The 20,305-nt window shown below is 64.7% G+C and carries 24 protein-coding genes; 10 read left to right on the top strand and 14 right to left on the bottom strand.

What is annotated here, in order from left to right:
* Positions 1-38: 38 nt before the first annotated feature.
* From AC6I6L_RS07165 to AC6I6L_RS07150, 4 genes are all read right to left on the bottom strand, one after another.
* Positions 39-824, bottom strand: coding sequence for an HpcH/HpaI aldolase family protein (locus tag AC6I6L_RS07165; RefSeq protein WP_497917053.1), 786 nt, complete (start codon positions 822-824; stop codon positions 39-41).
* Positions 821-1,798: a hydroxyacid dehydrogenase gene (locus tag AC6I6L_RS07160; RefSeq protein WP_497917052.1), complete on the bottom strand. Its 978-nt coding sequence runs from the start codon at positions 1,796-1,798 to the stop codon at positions 821-823. Before AC6I6L_RS07160 ends, AC6I6L_RS07165 begins: the two co-directional genes overlap by 4 nt.
* A 178-nt stretch (positions 1,799-1,976) precedes the next feature.
* The gene (cgi121, locus tag AC6I6L_RS07155) at positions 1,977-2,501 is read right to left on the bottom strand and encodes a KEOPS complex subunit Cgi121 (protein ID WP_497917051.1); all 525 of its coding nucleotides are present in this window, start codon (positions 2,499-2,501) and stop codon (positions 1,977-1,979) included.
* Positions 2,501-4,855, bottom strand: a complete 2,355-nt coding sequence (locus AC6I6L_RS07150; RefSeq protein ID WP_497917050.1) for an ATP-dependent DNA helicase — start codon at positions 4,853-4,855, stop codon at positions 2,501-2,503. Before AC6I6L_RS07150 ends, cgi121 begins: the two co-directional genes overlap by 1 nt.
* 131 nt (positions 4,856-4,986) lie before the next feature.
* Between AC6I6L_RS07150 and AC6I6L_RS07145 the strand changes: the two genes are divergently transcribed.
* Together AC6I6L_RS07145 and AC6I6L_RS07140 are read left to right on the top strand one after the other, a co-directional pair.
* Positions 4,987-5,421, top strand: a complete 435-nt coding sequence (locus AC6I6L_RS07145) for a universal stress protein (protein WP_497917049.1) — start codon at positions 4,987-4,989, stop codon at positions 5,419-5,421.
* A 15-nt stretch (positions 5,422-5,436) separates the two neighbouring features.
* Complete coding sequence (locus AC6I6L_RS07140) at positions 5,437-5,664, top strand: hypothetical protein (protein WP_497917048.1); 228 nt, start codon at positions 5,437-5,439, stop codon at positions 5,662-5,664.
* Positions 5,665-5,707: 43 nt separating this feature from the next.
* Here AC6I6L_RS07140 and AC6I6L_RS07135 read toward each other — a convergent pair whose 3' ends face one another.
* The 3 genes from AC6I6L_RS07135 to AC6I6L_RS07125 all read right to left on the bottom strand — a co-directional run bounded on the left by AC6I6L_RS07135 (position 5,708) and on the right by AC6I6L_RS07125 (position 8,103).
* On the bottom strand, positions 5,708-6,919 hold the full coding sequence (locus AC6I6L_RS07135) for an inorganic phosphate transporter (protein ID WP_497917047.1): 1,212 nt from the start codon (positions 6,917-6,919) through the stop codon (positions 5,708-5,710).
* A gap of 75 nt (positions 6,920-6,994) precedes the next feature.
* The gene (locus tag AC6I6L_RS07130; protein WP_497917046.1) at positions 6,995-7,750 is read right to left on the bottom strand and encodes a DICT sensory domain-containing protein; all 756 of its coding nucleotides are present in this window, start codon (positions 7,748-7,750) and stop codon (positions 6,995-6,997) included.
* On the bottom strand, positions 7,747-8,103 hold the full coding sequence (locus tag AC6I6L_RS07125) for a DUF7344 domain-containing protein (RefSeq protein WP_497917045.1): 357 nt from the start codon (positions 8,101-8,103) through the stop codon (positions 7,747-7,749). Before AC6I6L_RS07125 ends, AC6I6L_RS07130 begins: the two co-directional genes overlap by 4 nt.
* 204 nt (positions 8,104-8,307) lie before the next feature.
* Between AC6I6L_RS07125 and AC6I6L_RS07120 the strand changes: the two genes are divergently transcribed.
* Positions 8,308-8,553 carry a ferredoxin gene (locus AC6I6L_RS07120; protein WP_497917044.1) on the top strand — a complete coding sequence of 82 codons (246 nt, stop codon included), beginning with the start codon at positions 8,308-8,310 and terminating at the stop codon, positions 8,551-8,553.
* A gap of 25 nt (positions 8,554-8,578) precedes the next feature.
* On the opposite strand, the gene mdh is transcribed toward AC6I6L_RS07120, so the two are convergent.
* Positions 8,579-9,493: a malate dehydrogenase gene (gene mdh, locus AC6I6L_RS07115; RefSeq protein WP_497917043.1), complete on the bottom strand. Its 915-nt coding sequence runs from the start codon at positions 9,491-9,493 to the stop codon at positions 8,579-8,581.
* A gap of 206 nt (positions 9,494-9,699) precedes the next feature.
* On the opposite strand from mdh, the gene AC6I6L_RS07110 reads away from it, so the two are divergent.
* Entirely contained in the window at positions 9,700-10,158 is a 459-nt protein-coding gene (locus tag AC6I6L_RS07110) for a TIGR00725 family protein (protein ID WP_497917042.1), read from the top strand.
* A gap of 101 nt (positions 10,159-10,259) precedes the next feature.
* Entirely contained in the window at positions 10,260-10,970 is a 711-nt protein-coding gene (locus tag AC6I6L_RS07105) for an Sjogren's syndrome/scleroderma autoantigen 1 family protein (protein WP_497917041.1), read from the top strand.
* Positions 10,971-11,356: 386 nt separating this feature from the next.
* Here the strand turns inward: AC6I6L_RS07105 and AC6I6L_RS07100 are convergent, their stop codons facing one another.
* From AC6I6L_RS07100 to AC6I6L_RS07090, 3 genes are all read right to left on the bottom strand, one after another.
* A complete protein-coding gene (locus tag AC6I6L_RS07100; protein WP_497917040.1) occupies positions 11,357-11,656 on the bottom strand; it encodes a putative quinol monooxygenase in 300 nt (99 codons plus the stop codon).
* A gap of 213 nt (positions 11,657-11,869) precedes the next feature.
* A complete protein-coding gene (locus AC6I6L_RS07095) occupies positions 11,870-12,286 on the bottom strand; it encodes a thiol-disulfide oxidoreductase DCC family protein (protein WP_497917039.1) in 417 nt (138 codons plus the stop codon).
* Between the two features lie 64 nt (positions 12,287-12,350).
* On the bottom strand, positions 12,351-14,843 hold the full coding sequence (locus tag AC6I6L_RS07090; RefSeq protein WP_497917038.1) for a DEAD/DEAH box helicase: 2,493 nt from the start codon (positions 14,841-14,843) through the stop codon (positions 12,351-12,353).
* Positions 14,844-15,045: 202 nt separating this feature from the next.
* Between AC6I6L_RS07090 and AC6I6L_RS07085 the strand changes: the two genes are divergently transcribed.
* The 5 genes from AC6I6L_RS07085 (at position 15,046) to AC6I6L_RS07065 (ending at position 18,128) form a co-directional block, all read left to right on the top strand.
* The gene (locus AC6I6L_RS07085) at positions 15,046-15,258 is read left to right on the top strand and encodes a DUF7557 family protein (RefSeq protein WP_497917037.1); all 213 of its coding nucleotides are present in this window, start codon (positions 15,046-15,048) and stop codon (positions 15,256-15,258) included.
* Positions 15,255-15,650, top strand: coding sequence for a PIN domain-containing protein (locus tag AC6I6L_RS07080; RefSeq protein WP_497917036.1), 396 nt, complete (start codon positions 15,255-15,257; stop codon positions 15,648-15,650). The genes AC6I6L_RS07085 and AC6I6L_RS07080 overlap by 4 nt, the downstream gene beginning before the upstream one ends.
* A gap of 114 nt (positions 15,651-15,764) precedes the next feature.
* A complete protein-coding gene (locus AC6I6L_RS07075) occupies positions 15,765-16,271 on the top strand; it encodes a TspO/MBR family protein (protein WP_497917035.1) in 507 nt (168 codons plus the stop codon).
* A gap of 85 nt (positions 16,272-16,356) precedes the next feature.
* Positions 16,357-17,292 carry an ABC transporter ATP-binding protein gene (locus AC6I6L_RS07070; protein ID WP_497917034.1) on the top strand — a complete coding sequence of 312 codons (936 nt, stop codon included), beginning with the start codon at positions 16,357-16,359 and terminating at the stop codon, positions 17,290-17,292.
* Positions 17,289-18,128 (top strand): ABC transporter permease, encoded by an 840-nt coding sequence (locus AC6I6L_RS07065; RefSeq protein ID WP_497917033.1) that lies wholly within the window; start codon positions 17,289-17,291, stop codon positions 18,126-18,128. The genes AC6I6L_RS07070 and AC6I6L_RS07065 overlap by 4 nt, the downstream gene beginning before the upstream one ends.
* Before the next feature lie 118 nt (positions 18,129-18,246).
* On the opposite strand, the gene AC6I6L_RS07060 is transcribed toward AC6I6L_RS07065, so the two are convergent.
* The 3 genes from AC6I6L_RS07060 to AC6I6L_RS07050 all read right to left on the bottom strand — a co-directional run bounded on the left by AC6I6L_RS07060 (position 18,247) and on the right by AC6I6L_RS07050 (position 20,305).
* Positions 18,247-19,017, bottom strand: coding sequence for a methyltransferase domain-containing protein (locus AC6I6L_RS07060; RefSeq protein ID WP_497917032.1), 771 nt, complete (start codon positions 19,015-19,017; stop codon positions 18,247-18,249).
* A 202-nt stretch (positions 19,018-19,219) separates the two neighbouring features.
* Entirely contained in the window at positions 19,220-19,810 is a 591-nt protein-coding gene (locus tag AC6I6L_RS07055) for a dolichol kinase (RefSeq protein WP_497917031.1), read from the bottom strand.
* A gap of 165 nt (positions 19,811-19,975) precedes the next feature.
* The gene (locus AC6I6L_RS07050; protein ID WP_497917030.1) at positions 19,976-20,305 is read right to left on the bottom strand and encodes a HalOD1 output domain-containing protein; all 330 of its coding nucleotides are present in this window, start codon (positions 20,303-20,305) and stop codon (positions 19,976-19,978) included.

The raw sequence follows: 20,305 nt of genomic DNA, 5'->3' as shown, positions 1-20,305 counted from the left end.
GTCCCTCGTTTTCGTGCCGCTGTCGGTTCGTGGAGCAGCTACCGTTCCAGTTCGTCGAGTCGATCGCCGAGCGTTTCGCGGACCGAGCCGATGTCCCCGCCGATCCGAACGATCTGATAGCCGGCGTCGATCGCCGCCCGCGCGCCGACCGGATCGTTTCGAATTCGACCGATCGGGATCTCGGCCGCGAGACAGGCTTCGAGCGTTCGATCGATCGCGGCCGCCACAGCGTCGTGATTCTTCGCCGTGGGGTCGCCGGCGGACATCGAGATTTCGAGATCGGCCGGGCCGACGAACGCGAAGCCGAGTTGCGGAACGGCGAGGATCTCCTCGATGTTCTCGACCGCCCGCTCGTTCTCGATCATCGTCCCCACGAGGACTTCGTCGTCCTCGCCGGCGACGAAGCTGTCGACGTAGCCGGCCCACTCGCCCGATCGGCCGACGCCGACGCCTCGGTTGCCGACGTCGCCGTCGTAGCCGAAGTAGGCCGCCTCGACCCCCCGACGGAGTTCGCTCGCCGTTTCGATTCGGGGGAGCAGAATCGTCCGGACGCCGGCGTCAAGGACCTTCCTGACGAGGGGAGGCTCCGGAGCCGGGAGGCGAACCAGCAACTCGATGTCGGCCGCTTCGGCTGCTCGGGTAAACTCTTCGAAGGCGGTACTGTCGTACGGGCTTGGGCCCCCGTGCTCGAAGTCTAACCAGACGTAATCCAGCCCGAGGCGACCGTACGTTTCGATCACCGTCGGTGAGAACGTCTCCGCACTCGCTCCGAAAACCGTCTCGCCGTTTTCGAGCGCCCGGCGGAGCCCGTTTTCGGACCTCATCCGGCCACCTCCCGGCTCAGATCGGCGCGGTTTTTCGTGGAGTCCGGCAGTCCGCCGTCGTACACCGTGCGGACGTTCGCGGCCGCCTGCCGACTCATCCGTTCGAGCGCTTGCTCGGTCACGCCGCCGACGTGGGGCGTCAGGACCACCTCGTCCCGTGCGTAGAGCGGGTGGTCGTCTCCCGGTGGCTCCGTCTCGAAGGTGTCGAGGCCGGCCCCGGCGACGGTTCCGCTCTTGAGGGCCTCGTGGAGTGCCGTCTCCTCGACGACTGCCCCCCGCGAGGTGTTGATCAGGACGCCGGTTTCGCCAAACGCTGCCAACTCTGCGGTCGAAATCGAGTGGCGCGTCCGATCGGTCAGGGGGACGTGGACGCTCACCGCGTTCGATCGCTCGAACAGCTCCTCGAGCGTCTCGACTCGCTCGACCCGCTCCGGGAAGGCGTCGTCCGGTTTCTTCGGATCGAACGCGATGACGGCCATCCCCAGTCCCCTGGCGAGACCTGCCGTCTTCCGTCCGATGTTTCCGAACCCGTACACGCCGAACGTGTCTCCGGCGAGTTCGTCGCCGGTGAACGCGGCCCGCTCCCAGTTGCCTGCCCGGACGTGTCTGTCCGCCGTGTGAAGGTTTCGACGAACGCCGAACAGCAACGCGATCGAATGTTCTGCGACCGACTGTGCGTTCGCGCCGGGCGTGTTACAGACGACGATATCTCGCCGCGACGCCGCTGCGACGTCTACGTTGTCGAGTCCGCTGCCGTGCTTCGCGATGACCTGCAATCGGTCTGCCCGGTCGATGACGTCGGCATCGAGCGGTGCCACCCGCACGATGACGGCGTCGTACCGATCGATGTCGTCGAGTGCGGTCTCGTAACTGCCGTACTCGTCCATGCTCGTACACCGTGCAAAATCCGCGATCGACTCCGGGCCCGACGGATCGATCCGCATCGGGAGCAACACCTCCCACTCTGTGGTCATAGGTACCCGTCCACAGACGCTGTGAAAAGTATGCGACCCGATACGCAGTTGGATTACCCGTGTGCGACCCGGCGATCCGAGACGGTGACCAGTCCAGCAGCCGTGGTGAGGTCCGCTACTCCTCAGATGGGCACCGTCGTCCTCCCGACCGATTCCGTTCGCCGGGTGCGGAGGAACCCTACTTTTCGACGTCGAGCAATGCGACTCGTTCGCGGACTAACGCCCCGATCGACGCGTCGGTCGCCTCGCACTCGGCGTCGGTGATCTCGAAGAACTCACGGATCGTTTCGGCCCGTTCGGTTTCATCGATCGAAAGCGTGGGTTCGACGGCGACGACCGCGTCGAGGGCGTCGATCGATTCGACGGTCGCCCTCTCAGCGTCAACGCCGCCCCCATCCGCGGCGGCGACGAGTATCACGGCCGCACTTTCGCCCTCGTCGACCCCCATCTCGAGCGCTCGATCGATCTGGCGGCGGCCGGCGGCGTACAACAGAATCTCGACGGCCCGATCGCGGGCGATGTTCTCGCCGCGTGCGATCGCCCGGTCGGCCAGTTCGACGGCCCGTTCGAGGTGGGCGCGGTCGGCGACGTAGCGCGCGTCGAAGGCCTGAATCGTCGTGCCGTGCTGGTCGCCGATCGCGCCGAGGTCGCTGACGAAGCTGTCGATGTCGTCGATCGCGAGGTGGCGTTCGAGTAGTTCCATCAGAAATCACCCAGGCTCGCTTGGCTCTCGTCTGCGGCCGCGTCCGTCGGTTCGTCGGTCTCGCTGTTTCCGTCGGTCTGGTCTGAACCCGTACTCGGTTCCGCCGCCGACCCGCTCGGTTCGACGCCGTCCATCGACGGATCTTCGCGACCAGCGTTTTCGAGGATGCTCTCGGCGGTCTTCTCGCCTTTCAGCGCGCCGAGGACGACGCCCTTGTCGGCGGTTCGTAAGTCCGCGGGCTCCTCGATTCCACGCTCGTACAGCCGACGGGCGCGTTTGCGACCGACGCCGCCGACCGAGACGAGTTCGAGCAGTTCGTCGCCCACCCCGTGTTCGACGCGGGCCCGCGCTTCCCGGACGGCGACGGTCCACTCGCTGTCGATCTCGGCTGCGAGCGATTCGGCCGCGCCCAGCAGCCACTCGGCCGTATCGACCTTTCCCCGGAGGTCGCCCGGCCCGATCTTGTACCGCTCCGTGATCGCGTCCTCGTCGTCCTCCTCCGCCCAGTCCTCGAGCAGTTTTCCGGTCTTGAGCGCCGACAGCCAGTCCTCGAAGCGATCGTCTTCGAACTCACTCGGCGGGTCGCCCAGCAACTCGGCCTCGCGCTCGTAGAACAGTTCGCCGTAGGTCTCGTCCTCGCCCGATCGAAGGTAGAGCTGGTACATATCCGGCGTTCGCGAGACGAGCTGGTAGAGTCCGAGCGCGGTGGGCCGATCGTCGGCCCGTTCGAGCCCGTGGACGATCTCGGCGGCGCTCATGGGATCGAGGTAGAGCCGGGAGACGGTGTGGCCGAGGCTGGTGGCCTCGAGTTCGACGTCCCGGGATTCGCTGCTGGCGATTTCGGCTGCCGAGGTGAAGCCGTCGGCGGCTGACTGTCCGTCCTCGTCGCCACCGTCCCGTTCGACGAAATCGTTTCGTTCGAGGTAGCTCAGCACGTCGTCGGTTACCCGCTCGAGCCGCCCCGCTTCGGTCGACTGGCTCGCGTACAGGGTCTCTTCGAGGAACTCGAGCAGCCCCCCGCGAGTTCGAGCGAAGCCGGAAGCGATCGTCGCGAGCACGTGCGTTCGCAGGGCTGGTTCGGCGGCGAGTTTCGATCGGACCGCCTCGGGGTCGGCCCAGACGTAGCGATCGAACAGCTCCTCGCTCTCGTCGTGGCTCTTTGCGAGCAACACGGCTTCGCCGTAGGGGTCGAGACCGGGTCTGCCCGCCCGCCCCATCATCTGGTGGACCTCGAGCACGTCGAGGGGGGCCATCCCGCCCGCAGTGGGGTCGAAGCGCCGCCAGTCGCGGACGACGACCCGGCGGGCAGGGGTGTTCACCCCGGCCGCGAGCGTCGGCGTTGCCGAGATCACCTTCAGGAGCCGATCGCGGAAGGCGTCCTCGACGATGCTGCGCTGGGTTGCCGAGAGGCCGGCGTGGTGAAAGGCAGAGCCGCGCTCGACGCACTCCGCGAGGTCCTCGCTGGTCTCGGTGTCGCTGTCGTCCCGGATTTCCGTCGCGATGTCGGCCAGTTCCGATCGCTCCTCGTCCGTGAGTTCGCGGCTCGCGACCTGGCCGAGACGCCGGCCCGCCGCCTCCGCGTTGCGCCGAGAGTTGACGAACACGAGCGAGGAGCCTCCTTCCTGGAGGATGTCGCGGACGAGCGCGGCCTCCTGCTTCTCGCTGCCCTCGACCGGAACTTCGCGCGTCGAGCCGTCGTCGAAGTTGAGTGCGTTGCCGTAATGGACGCCCATCCGGAGATCGATCGGTCGCCAGTCGGTGTCGACGAGCGCGGCGTCGAGCCAGTCAGCGATTTCGTCGGCGTTGCCGACGGTCGCCGAGAGCGCGACGACCTGCAGGGCTGGATTGAGCTGTCGGAGCTTCGCGAGGGTGACCTCGAGCGTCGGGCCGCGGTTGGCGTCGTCGATGAGGTGAACTTCGTCGCTGACGACACAGGTGAGGTCCGACAGCCAGTCGGCCCCGTTGCGGACGAGCGAGTCGACCTTCTCGCTGGTCGCGACGATGATGTCCTTCGTGGCGAGCCACTCGTCCGTGCTCTCGTAGTTGCCCGTCGTGACGCCGACCGTGACGCCGAAGCGTTCGTACGCGGCGAACTCCTCGCGTTTTTCGCTGGCGAGCGCTCGCAGAGGCACGATGTAGAGCGCTTTCCCCCCACGTTGGACCGCCGACAACATTGCGAGGGCGGCGATCATCGTCTTCCCGCTTGCGGTGGGGACGGCCGCGACGAGGTTCTCGCCCTCGGTCGCGCCGGCCTCGACCGCCTCGGCCTGTGGCGGGTAGAGCTCCTCGATGCCCTCGCGCTCGAAGTGGTCGACGGCACCGGGCGGGAGCCCCGACAGCTCCTCGATATTCATTACTCGCAGTTGGCGCGTCCCGCGGTTTAAACTGTCGTCTCTTCGGCCAGCGTGCAGGACGACTGTGGAAACGGTTGGTGATTGACCGATTTGGCGATAGACCGATGGGCGTGGCGACCGAACGGCGTTCTATGACCGGTCCCGATCGAGTCCTCGTCCCCATGCTCGGCACCCCTGGAGAGGACGAGGCGCTCGAATACGCACTAGAGACGTTCCCCGACGCCGAGGTAACTCTGCTCGCCGTCGTCACGCCACTGGACGCGCCACTGAGCGAGGGCGGCGTCCTCGAACGCGACGAAGAGCGAACCGAAGAGGTACGCGATCGGGCCGCCCGGCTGCGATCGTCGATCGACGGTTCGGGAGTGAGGGAGCGGGTTCGGATCGAGACTGCGGAGGGCCGACCCGGAACGATCGTTCCGCAGTATGCAACCGAGCAGCACGTCGATCACGTCGTCCTCTACGGTCACGATACCGGATCGACGGGGTTCGTGCGGCGGTTTCTCGGCCGGAGCATCGCAACGACGGTCGTCGAACGGACGCCGCGCCCGGTGACGGTACTCGAGTGACCGTTCGATCGACCCATGAAACCGGTCTCCTTCTGTCGCCGCTGCGAGGCCGAGATCCCGCGTGACGTCGAGGAGTGTTCCGAGTGTGGCTACAACCCGAAGTCGATCGTCTGGCGCGTCGGCGTCGGCGCGCTGATCTTCGGCGGGGCGCTCGCCTTCGTCTCGCCGCCCGTCGGGTTACTCGGCGTCTTCGTCGGTATCGTTGCCGTTGTCGGGAGCTATCTCGCCTCGCCGGCGGAGTGACTGCCCGTACCGTGCTCGAACCAGTCAGCGCTATCGACCCGGCTCAGCCCCCGATCGCGAACGCGAGTACCTGATAGAGTCCGTAGGCGACGACGACCGAACTCCCGAGCGTTAGCAACCAGAAGGTGACCGTGAACCCGATCTTGCGCCGTGAGACGCCAGCCGACCCCGCAGCCAGCCCGCCGCCGATGACCCCCGAGAGGATGATGTTGTTGAGCGAGATCGGAATGCCGAGCGCGATCGCCAACTGGGCGATGATGAAGCCGGGGACCAGCGCCGCGATCGACCGCCGGACGCCCAGCTGGGCGTACTCCCGCGAAGTCGCCTGCAGGAGTCGCGGTGCTCCCATCCACGCGCCGGCGAGGATCCCGGTTGCGCCGATCGCGAGCAGCGCAATCCCCGGCAGTCCGAGTTCGATCCGGAAGAGGTTCTCGAGGGGACCCGTCGCGAGTCCGACCTGTGACCCACCCGAGGAGAAGGCGACGATGCTGCCGAGGATGAGCAGGAACGACTTGATTCCTCGATCGACGGAGACGAGAACGCGCTTGCGGATCCAGACGAAAGAGAGCACCCCGACGACGATCGTCACGACGACCGTTCCGAGACCGATTCCGGCGGCCAGTTCGGGGCCACCGCCGCCGAACTGCCGGGCGACGAACCTCGCGAGGGTTCCCTGGTCGGCAACCGGGTCCGGAATGACTCCGAGTCGGATATTTGCGACGATCGCCCCGACGATGCCCGCGAGCAGCGGGACGCCGACCGCTTCCGGAACGTCGTCGCGCCGCAGGATGACGGCGGTGGTGTAGGCCAGTCCGCCGGACATGATCGGAACCAGCAGCCAGAAGATGCCGAGCCGCTGGTAGGTGGCCATCGCGGGGTCGCCGCCGAGAGACAGTCCGGCCCCCACCATCGCGCCCGTGGTCGCGAAGGCCGCGGGAATCGGGTACCGGGTGTAGATCCCGATCGCCATGAATATCGCTGCGGTCAGCAAGCCGGCGATGGCTGCGAGCGGCGTGATCGCGACGCCGTCGATGAGGTCCGCGCCGACGGTCTCGGAGATGCTCCCGCCCTGCATGAGTGCGCCCGCAGCCGCGAGTAGGCCAATGACGAACGCCGCCCGCATCGTCGAGATCGCGTTAGCCCCGATCGCCGGCGCGAACGGCGGCGAGTTACTGTTCGCCCCCAGCACCCATGCCATAAATAGACAGGTGAGGATCGCGATCCCCACTAGTATGGCGAACATCACTGCGACCATTCTGTTCGCGACGGTTAGACGAGGCGACGCAAAAGGGTTCCTCCGGTTCGGAGAACGAGACTCGATCGACGCCGGCTACGCAGGGAGGCTGTCGTACGTCGTCTCGAGATAGTCGAACAGGCCGTCGACGAGGTTCGGATCGTACGTCCAGAAGCCGTAATACCGACCTCGGTTGCGCTCGCGCGCGACCAGCGCGCACTTCTGGTGGTCGCGACCCCCGCCGTCGAATGCGACGAACCAGAACCGTTGAATCTCACCGTCGTCAACAGCGGGTACATCGTCGTCGGCAACGACGGTCACGTCGTCGATCGCATCGATCCACTCGTCGTCGACGAACACCGCGACGGTCAACTCCCCGCGAGCGCCGAGAGCTTCGTAGACCTCGCGCTGTGCGGTCAGCGCCGCCGCTCGCTGGAAACCGGCGTATAGCCGGCCGTCGCCGACGCGCCAGGCCCGGTCTTCGATCTCTCTCGACGCTGCGAGCATCTGGCGGCGATCGTAGGAGGCGAACAACGTATTCTCGAGGAAGTCGAACAGCGTTCTCGGGTCGATGTCGCGGTCGTCGATCGTCCACGGCGGGTGGACGTCGGGCGAGAGAACAGCCTCGAACTGGTCGAGACCGAGGGCACCCTGGAAGGTGTCGTCGGCGTCGCGGATGGTGACAAATCCGCCTTCGAACGCTGCCGTTGGCCGGTGGGCGACGGTCACGTTCTTCGTGGTGAACTGTTCGTCGAGTTCGGCCACAACGTCCGTGTCGGACGTATATATCTCGAGGTGCTTTTCTCGCTCCCCGACGCGGTTCAGCGCGTCCTGAAAGCTGGCGACCGTCATCGTTCGATCCCGAGTGCGGCCCGGATGGTGTCTGGAACCTCGGCGTTCCGGACAGCCCGCTGGTCGGTATCGAACTCGAGGAGTCCGTGATCCTCGAATCGCGGCAGTACCGAGTGAAACAGCCGAATGTACGCGTCCTCGTAGTCGGCTTCGTCGCTGATTTTCTCCTCGTCGACGGCGGCCCGGCCGGCGAGTACCGTCGCGAGTTCGTCGACGGTCGCGTCCGGATGGTCGGAGAGATGTGCCAGCGTAACTCGTCTCTCCCGCGTTGCGAGCAACTGGAAGAGGTCGTCGGCCGATCGCTCTGCCAGGGTGTCCGACAGCGCGGAGAGCTGTTCGAGATCGTCTTCCATGATACCTGAAAGTACGATCGGGTCCCGTATAATCTGTCTGCGGGATTGTACCGACTGTTGTTATTGCCGGTAGCTCACGCTTCGTGACCGGTGGGTTCCGTGACGGGCACGGGTGGTCCACAACGGTCTCGAAGATCCCGGCGACCGCTACCGATTGCCCCAGCGACCGCTAACGATATAGGCCGATCGACCCAATCGACCCGCATGAAGATCGAATACGACGAAGAAACGTGTATCGGTATGTTCCAGTGCGTCGCCGAGTGGAGCGAGTTCGAGAAGGACAAATCGAAGGGAAAGGCGGTTCTCAACGACAGCGAGGAGGTCGAAGACGGCGTCTTCGTCCGCGAGATTCCCGAAGACGCCGAACTCGACGCGAAGTTCGCCGCCCGAACCTGCCCGGTCGACGCCATTACGGTCTACGACGACGACGGGGAACAAGTCATTCCCTGATCGCGATCGGGGTGGGGAGCGGTTCCTACGCGATCTTGTCGTACTGGTCCGAGAGCTTCTCGGCGGCCTCGCCAAGCTGGTTGCGCTCGAACTCGGTTACGTCCCACTCGACGATTTCCTCGACGCCGCTCGAGCCGAGCTTCACGGGTACGCCGAACGCGGTATCTTCCTGTCCGAACTCGCCATCGAGTTTGACGCTCGCGGGCAGCACTTCGCCGGTGTCCCGGAGAATTGCCTCGACCATGTGGCCGACTCCGGTCGCCGGGCCCCACTCCGTCGCGCCCTTCTTTTCGATGACGTTCATCGCGGAGGTCTGCAGTTCCTCGAGGAGTTCCTCCTTCTCGTCGTCGGAGAACGCGAGGTCTCGCCCGTTCACGCGAACCTTCGAGAAGACGGGGACCTGTGCGTCGCCGTGCTCGCCGAGGATCGTCGCCTCGACGTTCCGGACGGGGGCGTCAAAGCGCTGGGAAATCACGTATCGGAAGCGAGCGGAGTCGAGTCGCCCGCCGAAGCCGATTACCTTCTCCCGTGCCCGATCGCCGGTCTCGTAGAGGTGGCGGTTGAGCAGGTCGACCGGGTTCGACGTGGTGACGGTGATGAAGTCGTCGTTGTACTCCGCGAGCGAGGAGCCGATGTCCTCCATGATCGGGGCGTTGTCGCCCGCGAGGTCGATCCGGGTCTGGCCGGGCTGGCGCGGGATGCCCGCCGTGATGACGACGACGTCCGACCCCTCCGTGTCGGCGTAGTCGCCCTGCCGAACCGTCGTGTTCGAGTCGTAGGCTGCGCCGTGGTTGGCGTCGGCGGCTTGCCCGATCGTCGTCTCTTCCTGGTCCGGAATGTCGACGAAGACCAGTTCGTCCGCGATATCCCGAAGCGCGATGTTGTAGCCCGCAGCGGCTCCGACCGTTCCAGCCGCGCCGACTACGCTAACTTTCGTCATACCACGTGAATCTGTACCGTGCCGGGCGTTAAATCCGTCGGATTCGCCACGCTCGCCTGAATCTGACGACATATAATACGTCGATCGTCGAAACACTCCGCCCGATCGACGGGTCGGGCTGGCGGGTCGATCGATGATTCTGATTCGACTCTACACCCGTCGGAGCGACCGAATCGATAATACGGATTCGTACCTCTCACCGAGGTATGACCTACCGCGTTAGCGTCATCGGCAGCGGATCGAACGAACACGGCGCGATCGACGTCGCGACTGCTCTCGGCCGCGAACTCGGAACCCGCGGTTACACGGTCGTCTGTGGTGGCCGCGGCGGGACGATGCAGGCCGTCTGTCGCGGTGCCAAACGCGAAGGCGGGACGACGATCGGCATCCTCCCCGGCGAGGATCCCGACGCAGCCAACGAGTACGTCGACACTGCGATCGCGACCGGTCTCGGCCACGCGCGCAACGCGCTCGTTCCGATGAACGGCGACGCGGTCATTGCCCTGGCCGGTGGCCACGGAACGCTCACGGAGGTCGGGTTTGCGGGGATCTACGATCGACCGATCGTCGGCCTCGGTACGCACGACGTCCCCGGCGTGGAGGCGGTCGAAACGCCCGAATCCGCGGTCGACGCCGTCGAAAACGCCCTCGACCGTCGAGAGTGACGGAACGGACGGCGGCGTCGATCGGTAGCGATCGCCCCCTACGGTCGCGGCGTACTGTGCACTTCGCAGCTTTTTCGACGGTCCGGCGTCTCTAGGCTGATATGAGCGACTTCGACAAGGAAGCCGAGCGCGAGAAACTTCGCGAGAAGTACGAGCGCGACAAGGCCGAACGGAAGGCCACCCAGCGGATGAGCGACCTCCTGCTCAAGGGTGCAACCATGACCAACACCCACTGTGGCACCTGTGGCGACCCGCTGTTCCAGCAGGACGGGACGACGTTCTGTCCGAGCTGTCACGGCAACCCCGACGCCGTCGAGGGGACGGACCTGGCGGCTCAGCCGGCCGAGGAATCCGCGGATACCGGGGCCGAGACCGAGTCCGAAACCGGAACTGAGACTGAAACCGAGCCCGGGAACGAAATCGAGTCCGAAACACGAACTGGGGACGAAATCGAGACCGGAACTCCGACGGTCGACGACGGTGCGGTCGAGTCGGTGGCAAGTGAACCGGCGTCGGATCGAACTGAGCCCTCGGCTCGCCCCGCCGCCGATCGACGTGATCGATCGAACCGGGACGGTGAGACGGTCCCTTCGACTCGCCGATCCCGATCGACGAACGGTTCGGCATCGACGAACGCCTCGACTTCGACGACCAGATCGCCACAGGGAGACCTCGAGACGGCACACGACTCGCTCGTCGCCGCCCTCGAGAAGTTCGCAGCCGAAGCGGCCGAAACCGACGACCCGCGGTACGCCAAAGAATGCCTCGAAGCCGCTCGTGAGGCGAGCGAGACGCTCGACGTCCTTCGGTAGCGTTCTCCCCGAAGGGCTTCTCGCCACACCGTTACGTACGGGCTATCGTACGTCGGTACCGGGCGATTGCGAACTATCTTGTGGCTCCGCCAAACAGGTACAGCAATTCGTCTCATACGGATTCGTGTCCGTAGTTACCGACGATCGGCGAACCGTCTGGCCGATCGTCGGTAATTGATGACACGAATCCGTATCAGTGGTTCGTCAATCGTGGACTTGTGAATCTCAGGTCCTCAAATATAACTGTCTGCTGTCAACTAGCGTTCTTGGTGCGTGCGAGATACAACGCGCAAATCGTTCATGGAGAGACCTTCACCGGTTGGGAATACTAAATGGTCGGTGATGCTCTCTGCGAACAAGAGGGGCAGATGCATCCGTCTGTGGCTTTAGGCAGACGGGTGCTGAGTTGACTTCTGATCGATAAACGTGAGCTCGGTCGTTTCGGGGCGCCCCTTCACGCCTGCCTCTGCCAATCGCTCACGCATCTCCTCGGATGCGAAGAACGCACGGGGGTCTTTGTCGTCTGCCCATTCGAAAAGGACGACGACCTCATCTGGATTGTCCACATCTTGATAGACCTGATATCCCTGTTGTCCGTGGTCAGTCCGGAAGGACTCAAACCGGTCGAACGCCGATTTCCACGCGTCAAAGTCCTCCACAGAGGCTTTTCCAAGCAGGTACGTCATTTCCTACACCAACTATAATGAAGGATACGCGGACACATAAAGATAGCACGAACTACGGTAGAACAGGCTCGCCAGAATAGATTTATCCTCTAAGTCTTGCACACCGTTACTATCAGCACACCGTTACTATCAGCACACCGTTGATATCAGCACACTGCCATATATGCCATTGTACGGATGGGGATATTTACAAATCGAGAGTCGAAGCACCACTCAGTCCAAAAACCGCGTCTGTATGTCCTCGGTCGGCATCATACACTGATCCTTCTTGCCGAACAGGCGGTAGCGGTTGGCCGCGACCACGTCGTATCCCCAGTCTCGAAGCCGACGCGGGAGGTACTCGAACGGACGCGCGAGGGTGTAGATGCCGCCCAGAAGCGTCCCGATTCGGATCACCGCCGAGGACTTCACGTAGACGTCGTCGCCCTCGATCAGGACGATCGAGTCGAGGTCGTGATCGTCGAGGCCGTGGTCGGCCAGCAGCGCCTCGCCGACGTCGGACTGCAGCGACGCGAAGCGGAACCGGCCCTCCGGATCGCGGGGAACGAGAAACTGCACGAATCCGGTACAGAGGTTACAGACGCCGTCGAAGAGCACGATCGGGGCTTCGTCTGGAATATCCGCGGCCATCTAACGGGTGGTCGTTGGCGGCGACGATAATTCAGGGTTCCGGCCGTCCCGATCTTCCGGGGCGCTATCCGGTGTACTCGCTGCCGATGATCTCGCGGATGCGCTCCGCGGTCACCTGCCCGACGCCGTCGGCGTCCTGCAGTTCGTCTTCGGTCGCGATCATCACCGCTTCGACGGTGCCAAACTCCGCGAGCAGCGATCGCGCGGTGACGGGACCGATCTCGGCGATCGAGGAGACGACGTATTCCTGTTGTTCCGCGAGCGTTTTCGATTGCTTCTCGCCGTGGACCGACACCTCCCGGTCGGCGGTCTCCTGTTCGCGGCCCGCGATCACCGCGAGCAGTTCGGTGGTGTCCGCCTCGCTCTCGGTGCGGAGGACGCTCGCGCCGAAATCGACCGCGAGACTCGACAGCGCCCCTCTGACCGCGTTCGGGTGAATGTCTCGCTGTTCGTAGAGGCCGTCGCCTTCGACGACCACGATCGGTCGCGAGTAGTGGCGCGCCATCGCGCCGACTTGCTCGAACAGCGATCGATCGCCGCCGACCAGCGAGTCGACGAAGTCCGCGACCGACTTTCGCTCGACGACGACGCGATCCGAGCAGACGTAGTCGCCAACGTCGAGCGTCTCGAGGGTTACCTCGATCTCCTCCCGGCGCGAGAGGTCGCGGGCGATGTTCGCGTCCATCTCGCGCTGGTCGGCGACGATCGCGATCGCGTCGCCCTCGGCGTGGGGGGCGTGCGTCTCGATGCCCTCGTCCGTGGTATCGGACTCGTCTGCTGGCGGTTCACTGTCGACGCCTTCGCCCGTGGCGTCGGATTCGTCGCCGTCGTCTCTCGATTCCGAGTCACCGTCAGCGAATTCTTGCAGTCCCGGTCGATTCGAAACCCCCTTGTTTCCGCTGGAAGTCCCGCTTCCGTCGTGCGGTTTTGCGTCGTTCCCGTTCACTTTCGCTTCGGTATCGAAGGCGGCGAGAGATTGCTGGGCGGCGTCGAGTTCGTCCGCGATCTCGTCGGCGACGCCTTTCAACTCGCGGAGTTCGTTCTCCATCTCCTTTTCGCGTCGCCGGGAGATCCAGAAGTAGGCCTCGTCGCGGGTGTCCTCCGCCATCAACACGACGACGCGCCCCTCCGTCTGGCGGCCCGTCCGGCCCTTGCGCTGGATGGAGCGGATCGCGGTCGGGACGGGTTCGTAAAAGAGCACGAGATCGACCTCCGGCACGTCAAGGCCTTCCTCTGCGACCGAGGTCGAGACGAGCACCTCGAACTCGCCCGATCGGAACTCGTCTAAGACCTCCTGTTGTTGGGTCTGGGTCATCCCGTCGGAGCCGTCGCGATCGCCCTGGCCGACGAACCGCTTCGCCTCGAAGCTCTCGGAGAGGAAGTCCGTCAGCGCTTCGGCCGTGTCGCGCGATTCGGTGAAGATGATGACGCGCTCGCCGCCGTCGAGACCCAGCGTCTCGGCGAGCAGCATTCTGGTCTTTCGGTACTTCGGGTGGAGTTGATCGAAGCGCTCGGATTTGCGCATCGCGTCGCGAACGCGGGGGTCGGAAACCATCCGCTGGCTCGCTTTGGACGCGCCCGAGGAGCGGGCCTGGTTGCGCTGGCGATCGAAGTACCGGCGCAGGGCTTCAACGCTCTGGGTCTCGACCAACGTGACGGCCTGGCGGAGCTTCATCACCTCCGCGTGGACGGACATTCCTTTGAACCCCTCCGACTGGTCGTTGTTGATCAGTTGCTGGAGTTCCGCCCGCATCTTGTTCAGGTCCGTCTGTGACTGGTCGGGCTGGGTCGAGTTCGCCACGCCGAGTTCTTTGAGTTTCTCGAGGCGGCTTGTGATAACCTCGTTCAGCGCGTCCCGAATCTCGAGGACTTCCTCGGGCAGGTCGATCCGCTCCCACTCGACCTCGGTGTCGTGGGTGAACTCCGCCACGTCAGCGTCCTCTTCGGTCATCACTTCGACCTCCTGTAACCCGAGGTTCTCACAGACTTCGAGAATCGCCTCCTCGTCGCCGCCGGGAGAGGCCGACATCCCAGTCACAAGCGGGTCGCTGGCGTCGGCGTGGTAGCGCTCGGCGATGTAGTTGTAGGCGTAGTCGCCCGTCGCGCGGTGGCACTCGTCGAACGTGATGTGGGTGACGTCGGCAAGTGAGAGTCGGCTCCCGACGAGGTCGTTCTCGATCACCTGCGGGGTCGCCATCACGATCGTCGCCCCCTCCCACAGTTCGGCTCGATCGTCGGGGCTGACGTCGCCGGTAAAGACGACGATTTCCTCGTCCGGCACCCGGAGGGCCTCCCGGTAAAACTCCGCGTGTTGCTGGACGAGGGGTTTCGTCGGCGCGAGCATCAGCGATTTCCCGCCGACCTCGTCGAGTCGCCGGGCCGTCACGAGCAGGCTCACGGTCGTCTTCCCGAGTCCAGTGGGCAGACAGACGAGCGTGTGGTGGTTCGCGGCCGTTCCGGCCAACTGGAGCTGATAGAGCCGTCGCTCGAGGAAGTTGGGTTCCAACAGCGGATGCTCGATCGAGGGCTGGCTCCCGTCCTCGTCCGTCGTCGCCATTGGCACGGGGTTCGAGAGCGCGCCGAATAAGCGTTCTCGTACCGCGGTGAAAGTGAAACCGATCGTCGATCGAGCCGGTTCGCTCGCGTCGACTCCGATCGCTCGGCGCGGTTCCGTTCGTTCAGCGTAGCTACTACACGGCAGCATCGCCGCTATAGCCGCGGGGAAACGATCTTGTATACGCACCTGTATACGACTAGTTATGAGCAAGAGTATACGAGTGGATGAAGACACCCACGCGGCGCTCGCGGCGCTGAAAGGCGACGACGAGACGTTCGACGAACTGCTGTCGCGTCTCCTCAGGGAACGACGCGAGACGGTTCGAGAAGGTGCCGGAGTCTGGGAGGGGACCGACGCAGCAGCGAAAGCCCGAGCGAAGCGGGCGGAGATGAAACGGGGCGTCGGGGAACAGTGACCGTCTACGACAGTAGCGTTCTGATCGACTACCTCGATGGCGTGGACGCGTCGATCGCCTATGTCGACGATCACCTCGACGAACGCGCGGTTGCGCCGCCGCTGGTACTGTTCGAAATCTATCAGGGCGAAGTGTTCAAGTCCGGGCCCACGAATTTAGCCGCCGTCGACGAGGCACTCGAGTGGCTGACCATCGTCGACGAGACGGCGGGTGGTGCGCGCGCCGCAGCCGAACTGCAGGACGAACTCCGGAAACGCGGGTCGCCACTCGCTGCTCGCGACGCGTTCATCGCGGGCACCGCACTGGAACTCGGTGATCGACTCGTCGTCTCCGATTCGGATTTCGATGTCCCGGGCGTCACCGATGCTCTCAATATCGACTTTTGCGACTGACGGGAGAGCGAACGCACCGAGACACTCGCGGCGACCGTCTCGTGTCCACTCTCGGCCCAAATTCCGTAGTCCGCTGGCACCAATTCTTTTCCCGTCCGGGGCGTACGACAGCCTATGACTGGCGTTTTCGATCGCTCCACGTGGCACCTGCCCGACCTCGACGAACTCGCCCGAGCCGCCGCGTTCGTCCTCGGAATCAACCTGCTCGGGGCGCTCCCCGCGTTCGTCTCCTCGCCCGACACACCCTGGTTTCGCAGCCTCGAGAAGCCGTGGTTCTACCCGCCGGAGATCGCGTTCCCGATCGTCTGGACGCTGCTGTTTACGCTCCTCGGTCTCGCGCTGTGGCTCGTCTGGCGCAGCGACGCGACGGGTCGTCGCCTCGCGATCGGGTTGTTCGCCCTCCAGATGGCGTTCAACGTCGCGTGGACGCCCGCGTTCTTCGGGCTTGGCGAACTCGGCCTCGGTCTCGGCATCATCGTCGTCCTCTGGGGGCTGATCGTGGCGACGATCGGGGCGTTTCGCCGGGTCGATCGACGCGCCGCGGCGCTGCTCGTCCCGTATCTCCTCTGGGTGACGTTCGCGGCGCTGCTCAATTTCGAACTCTGGCGGCTGAACGCCTGACCGTCCGGTCGCGCCGCGCTACTGGCCGATTTCTCTGCGGCGAACAGGTCAAAAGAATAATGTGTTGTTGGCGAGACGCCGGCGTATGGCCGCAATTGCTCTCCGCGGCGTGACCAAGCGCTACGAGCGCGCCGGCCTCCTCCGCGGCCGGTCGGTCACCGCCCTCCACGACCTCGACCTCACCGTTCGCTCCGGCGAGATATTCGGCTTTCTGGGCCCGAACGGGGCCGGAAAGTCGACGACGATCGACATCCTCCTGAACTACGCCACCCCGACCGACGGCTCGGTTCGCGTCCTCGACCGCGACGTCGCGGCCGAAAGCACCGCCGTTCGCGAACGCGTCGGCATCCTTCCGGACGGCTACGGCCCGATCGGTGAGCGGACGGCCCGGGAACACGTCCAATTCGCAATCGACGCGAAAGACGCCGACGACGACCCGGACGCCCTCCTCGAGCGAGTCGGTCTCGGCGGCGTCGGAGACTATCCCGCCGCACAGTACTCGAAGGGAATGGCCCAGCGGCTCATGCTCGCGACGGCGCTCGTCGGTGATCCCGAGTTGCTCGTGCTCGACGAACCGTCGACCGGACTCGATCCCAATGGTGCCCGCGAGATGCGCCGGATCGTCCGCGAAGAGAACGATCGCGGCGCGACGGTCTTCTTCTCGAGTCACATCATGGAACAGGTCGAGGCGGTCTGCGATCGGGTCGGCATCCTCGACGGCGGGGAACTCGTCGCGGTCGACACGATCGACGCCCTGCGCGAGTCCACCGGCGGATCGGCGACCGTGACGATCGAACTCGCGGCTGCTCCCGGTGACGCGCTCGCGGACGTTCGATCGATCGACGGGGTCTCGGGCGTGAAGACGGACGGGACGACCGTCATCGTCACCTGTACCGACGCCGCGAAAGCGCCGACGATCGCGGCGTTTCACAGCTCCGGCGTCGGGGTGACGAACGTGACCACGAGCGAGACCTCGCTCGAGGAACTGTTCGAGACCTACACCCGAGGTGTCGCCCAGTGAGCCTCCCCGCCGGCCTCGCGCTGTTCGTCCGCGAGGACGTGCGCGATACCGTTCGCGAGCGCCAGTTCCACCTGCTGGTCGGCATCTACATCCTCCTCTCGGTGCTCGTCACCTACGCCGCCGGCCGATCGGCCGCGGCCTCTGGCAGCGAGGTCGCCCTCGTCTCGCCGCTCGTGGCGCTGTTCGGGATGCTGACGCCACTGCTCGCGCTCGGCTTTTTTGCCGCCGCGATCGTCGAAAAGCGAACGAGCGGCGCGCTCAAAGTCACCCTCGGATTGCCATTCGATCGCGACGCGATCGTTCTCGGGACGTTTCTGAGTCGAAGCGTCGTCATCTGTACCGCGGTGGTCGCGTCGTTGCTCGTCGCGATTCCGGTCGCGCTGGTCCTCGGCGTCTCGGTCGATCCCGTCAGAGTCGTCGGCGTCGCCGCGTTGCTCGCGCTTCTCGGCGTGACGTTTACCGCCCTCGCGACCGCACTCTCGGCGGTCGTCCGAACCTCAACGCGGGCGACGGCCGCCGCGTTCGGGGTGTTCATCGGGTTCTACTTCGATCTCTGGTCGTCGCTCCCCCGGACCGCCCTCTACGTCCGTCACGGCTTTTCGTTCCCCGAACGCTCCCCGGAATGGGTCGCAGTCGTCGCGGCGCTGAACCCGATCGCCGCCTACACGTACGTGCTCTCCGGACTGTTTCCCGACCTCAGCAGCGGGACGTTCATCAGTCCGCCGCCGGAGACGGCGTTCTATCAGGAACCGGCGTTCGCACTCCTCGTGCTCGCAGGCTGGATCGTCGCCGCGATCGGGTTCGGCAGCTGGCGGTTCCGGACGACGGACCTGTAGTCAGGGTGGCTGGCTCTGGGTAGCCCGGTCAGGAAATTCCATCCCGGAACGGCACGGTCCCTGCGGTCAGCCGATCCTCCGGACTTCGGACGGTCTCCGCCGGATCTGCGTTCGCCGGTTACCGTTTGAGCGCGCCGATCGCGACGCTTCCGACGCCGTATTTCTGGCACGCGCCCTGTGCCTGGTCGGACGTAAACTCGTAGGCGTCGTTCTCGCGAACGGTCTCGAGTTCGAAGCCGGCGGCTTCGATCGCCCCCGTGTAATCGTCGACCTGCTCTGCGCCGCCGATGCAGGCGGCCCAGAGGTCGGCGTCGGCCTTGATGCCCGCCGAAAGCTGGCGCTCGCTGACGATGTCCGAAATCGCCAGCCGGCCATCGGGTCGGAGCACCCGGCTCGCCTCCTCGAAGACGCGTTCTTTCTCCGGCGAGAGGTTGATAACGCCGTTCGAGATGACGACGTCGAACGAGTCGTCCCCGAACGGCACCTCCTCGATATACCCCCGTTCGAAGGAGACGGTCTCGAAACCCGCCTCGTCGCGGAGCGATCGGGCCTTTTCGAGTTGCTCGGTGGTCATATCGAGTCCGGTTACGCTCCCCGCCTCGCCCACGTGGAGGGCGGCGACGAAGGCGTCCATGCCGGACCCGCTCCCGAGATCGAGGACGTCCTCGCCTCCCTCGAATCCGGCGAGGTCGACGTGATAGCCGACGCCCGCAAAGGAGTCGACGGCCGCCGCCGGGACCCGATCGAGATCCGCCGGCGCGTAGCCGAGTCGTTCGGCCAGTTCGCGTCCCGTCTCGAAGTGGAATTCGTCGTGCGGTGCGGTCGCAACGTCTTCGTAAACCGATTTCACCTCTCGCTCCAGTTTGTCGGTGTCGAGTTGGCTTGACATGCGTGGTCACCTCGTTCGTGCCCGGTTCAGCTCCTGTGACTCCGACGGTGCTGCCGGACACAGCTGTGGCATTCCAGCGACCAACGCTACGAGAATGGGGTGTAGATACCTATCTGCTGATACCTCGTCAGCAGGTGCCGTCCGTGCAGGTGGTGGGAGGATGGTCAGGGGATGAAACGACGCCAGCGGGTGACTGTATCCGCTATACGGGCCCGAACTCGATCGCGAGCCACGCTAACGTCGCGGCGTAAATCGGGATTGTCAGGTTGTCGTCGACGATGAACTCGCCCACGCGGAGTGTCACGCCGTCAGCGATCGTCGCGCCGAGCGCAGCGGCGACCACGGCGAGGGGGTGGTCGGAGAGAAACGGCGCGGCGAGGATGGTGCTCACGACGAACATCGTGACCAGCACGGTCGGACCTTTGACGCGTTTTAGACCGTCGTCCGAGACGTACCCGCTGATCGGGTCACCGATCGAAAGCATCAACATCGCGGGGAGCGCGATCGTCGGTCCGAACAGGAGCACGACGATCGTCATGCTGACCATGTAGTAGCCGTAGCCGGCGAACTGGTCCTGCTCGTACTCTCGGGTCAGTTTGTCGTAGATCGACCACTCCAGGCCCACGCGCAACCGGAGGAACTCGAGACCGATCGTCCCGACCGCAAAGAGAAGCATGAGAACGCGAAACCGATCCCAGGTAAGGCCGAGACCGAGCGCACCGGCGAGAAGATAGAGTGCGACCAGACCGGAACCGCTCGCGTGGACCAGTCGTCGTTTTAGTTCGTCGGCCATCACCGAAAGGCTCGAAAGACGATGCCTTGAGTCCGTCGGTTACGTTCGACTGTCAACTCGACTGACCGATCGACCACCGGATCGCGCGCGTGTCGGATCGCCCTATTGTGCGTCGACTGTATTTCCCGGTTTCCGGATCGTTCACCCCTGTTCCGCGGTCGATCGTCACTCCTCGAGCGGTTCGACGATAATGCTCCCGTAGCTCGACACGGTGACCTGACAGCCTTCGTAGACGAAGCTCACCTCGATTGGAGTGGATCGATTCGACACCACGAGGGCGGCCAGGGACTCGGGATCGATGGTCTCGAAAAGCGGCGGCAGTGTGAGCGGATCGCCGTTCGTGGCGGTCGCGACGGTCTCGACGACCGCGACGGCGACCGTAGTCGGATCCGCGTCGAATCGTCCATGAAACGTCTTCGTGGTTGGGTCGTACCCGACGCTATCCTCACCGACGGACCGATTCAGAGTGGATTCCGAGTTGACGTTTTCGTTCAT

The sequence above is a fragment of the Halosolutus sp. DAT137 genome, assembly GCF_059736405.1.
This window is presented reverse-complemented; position numbering and strand designations above follow the sequence as displayed.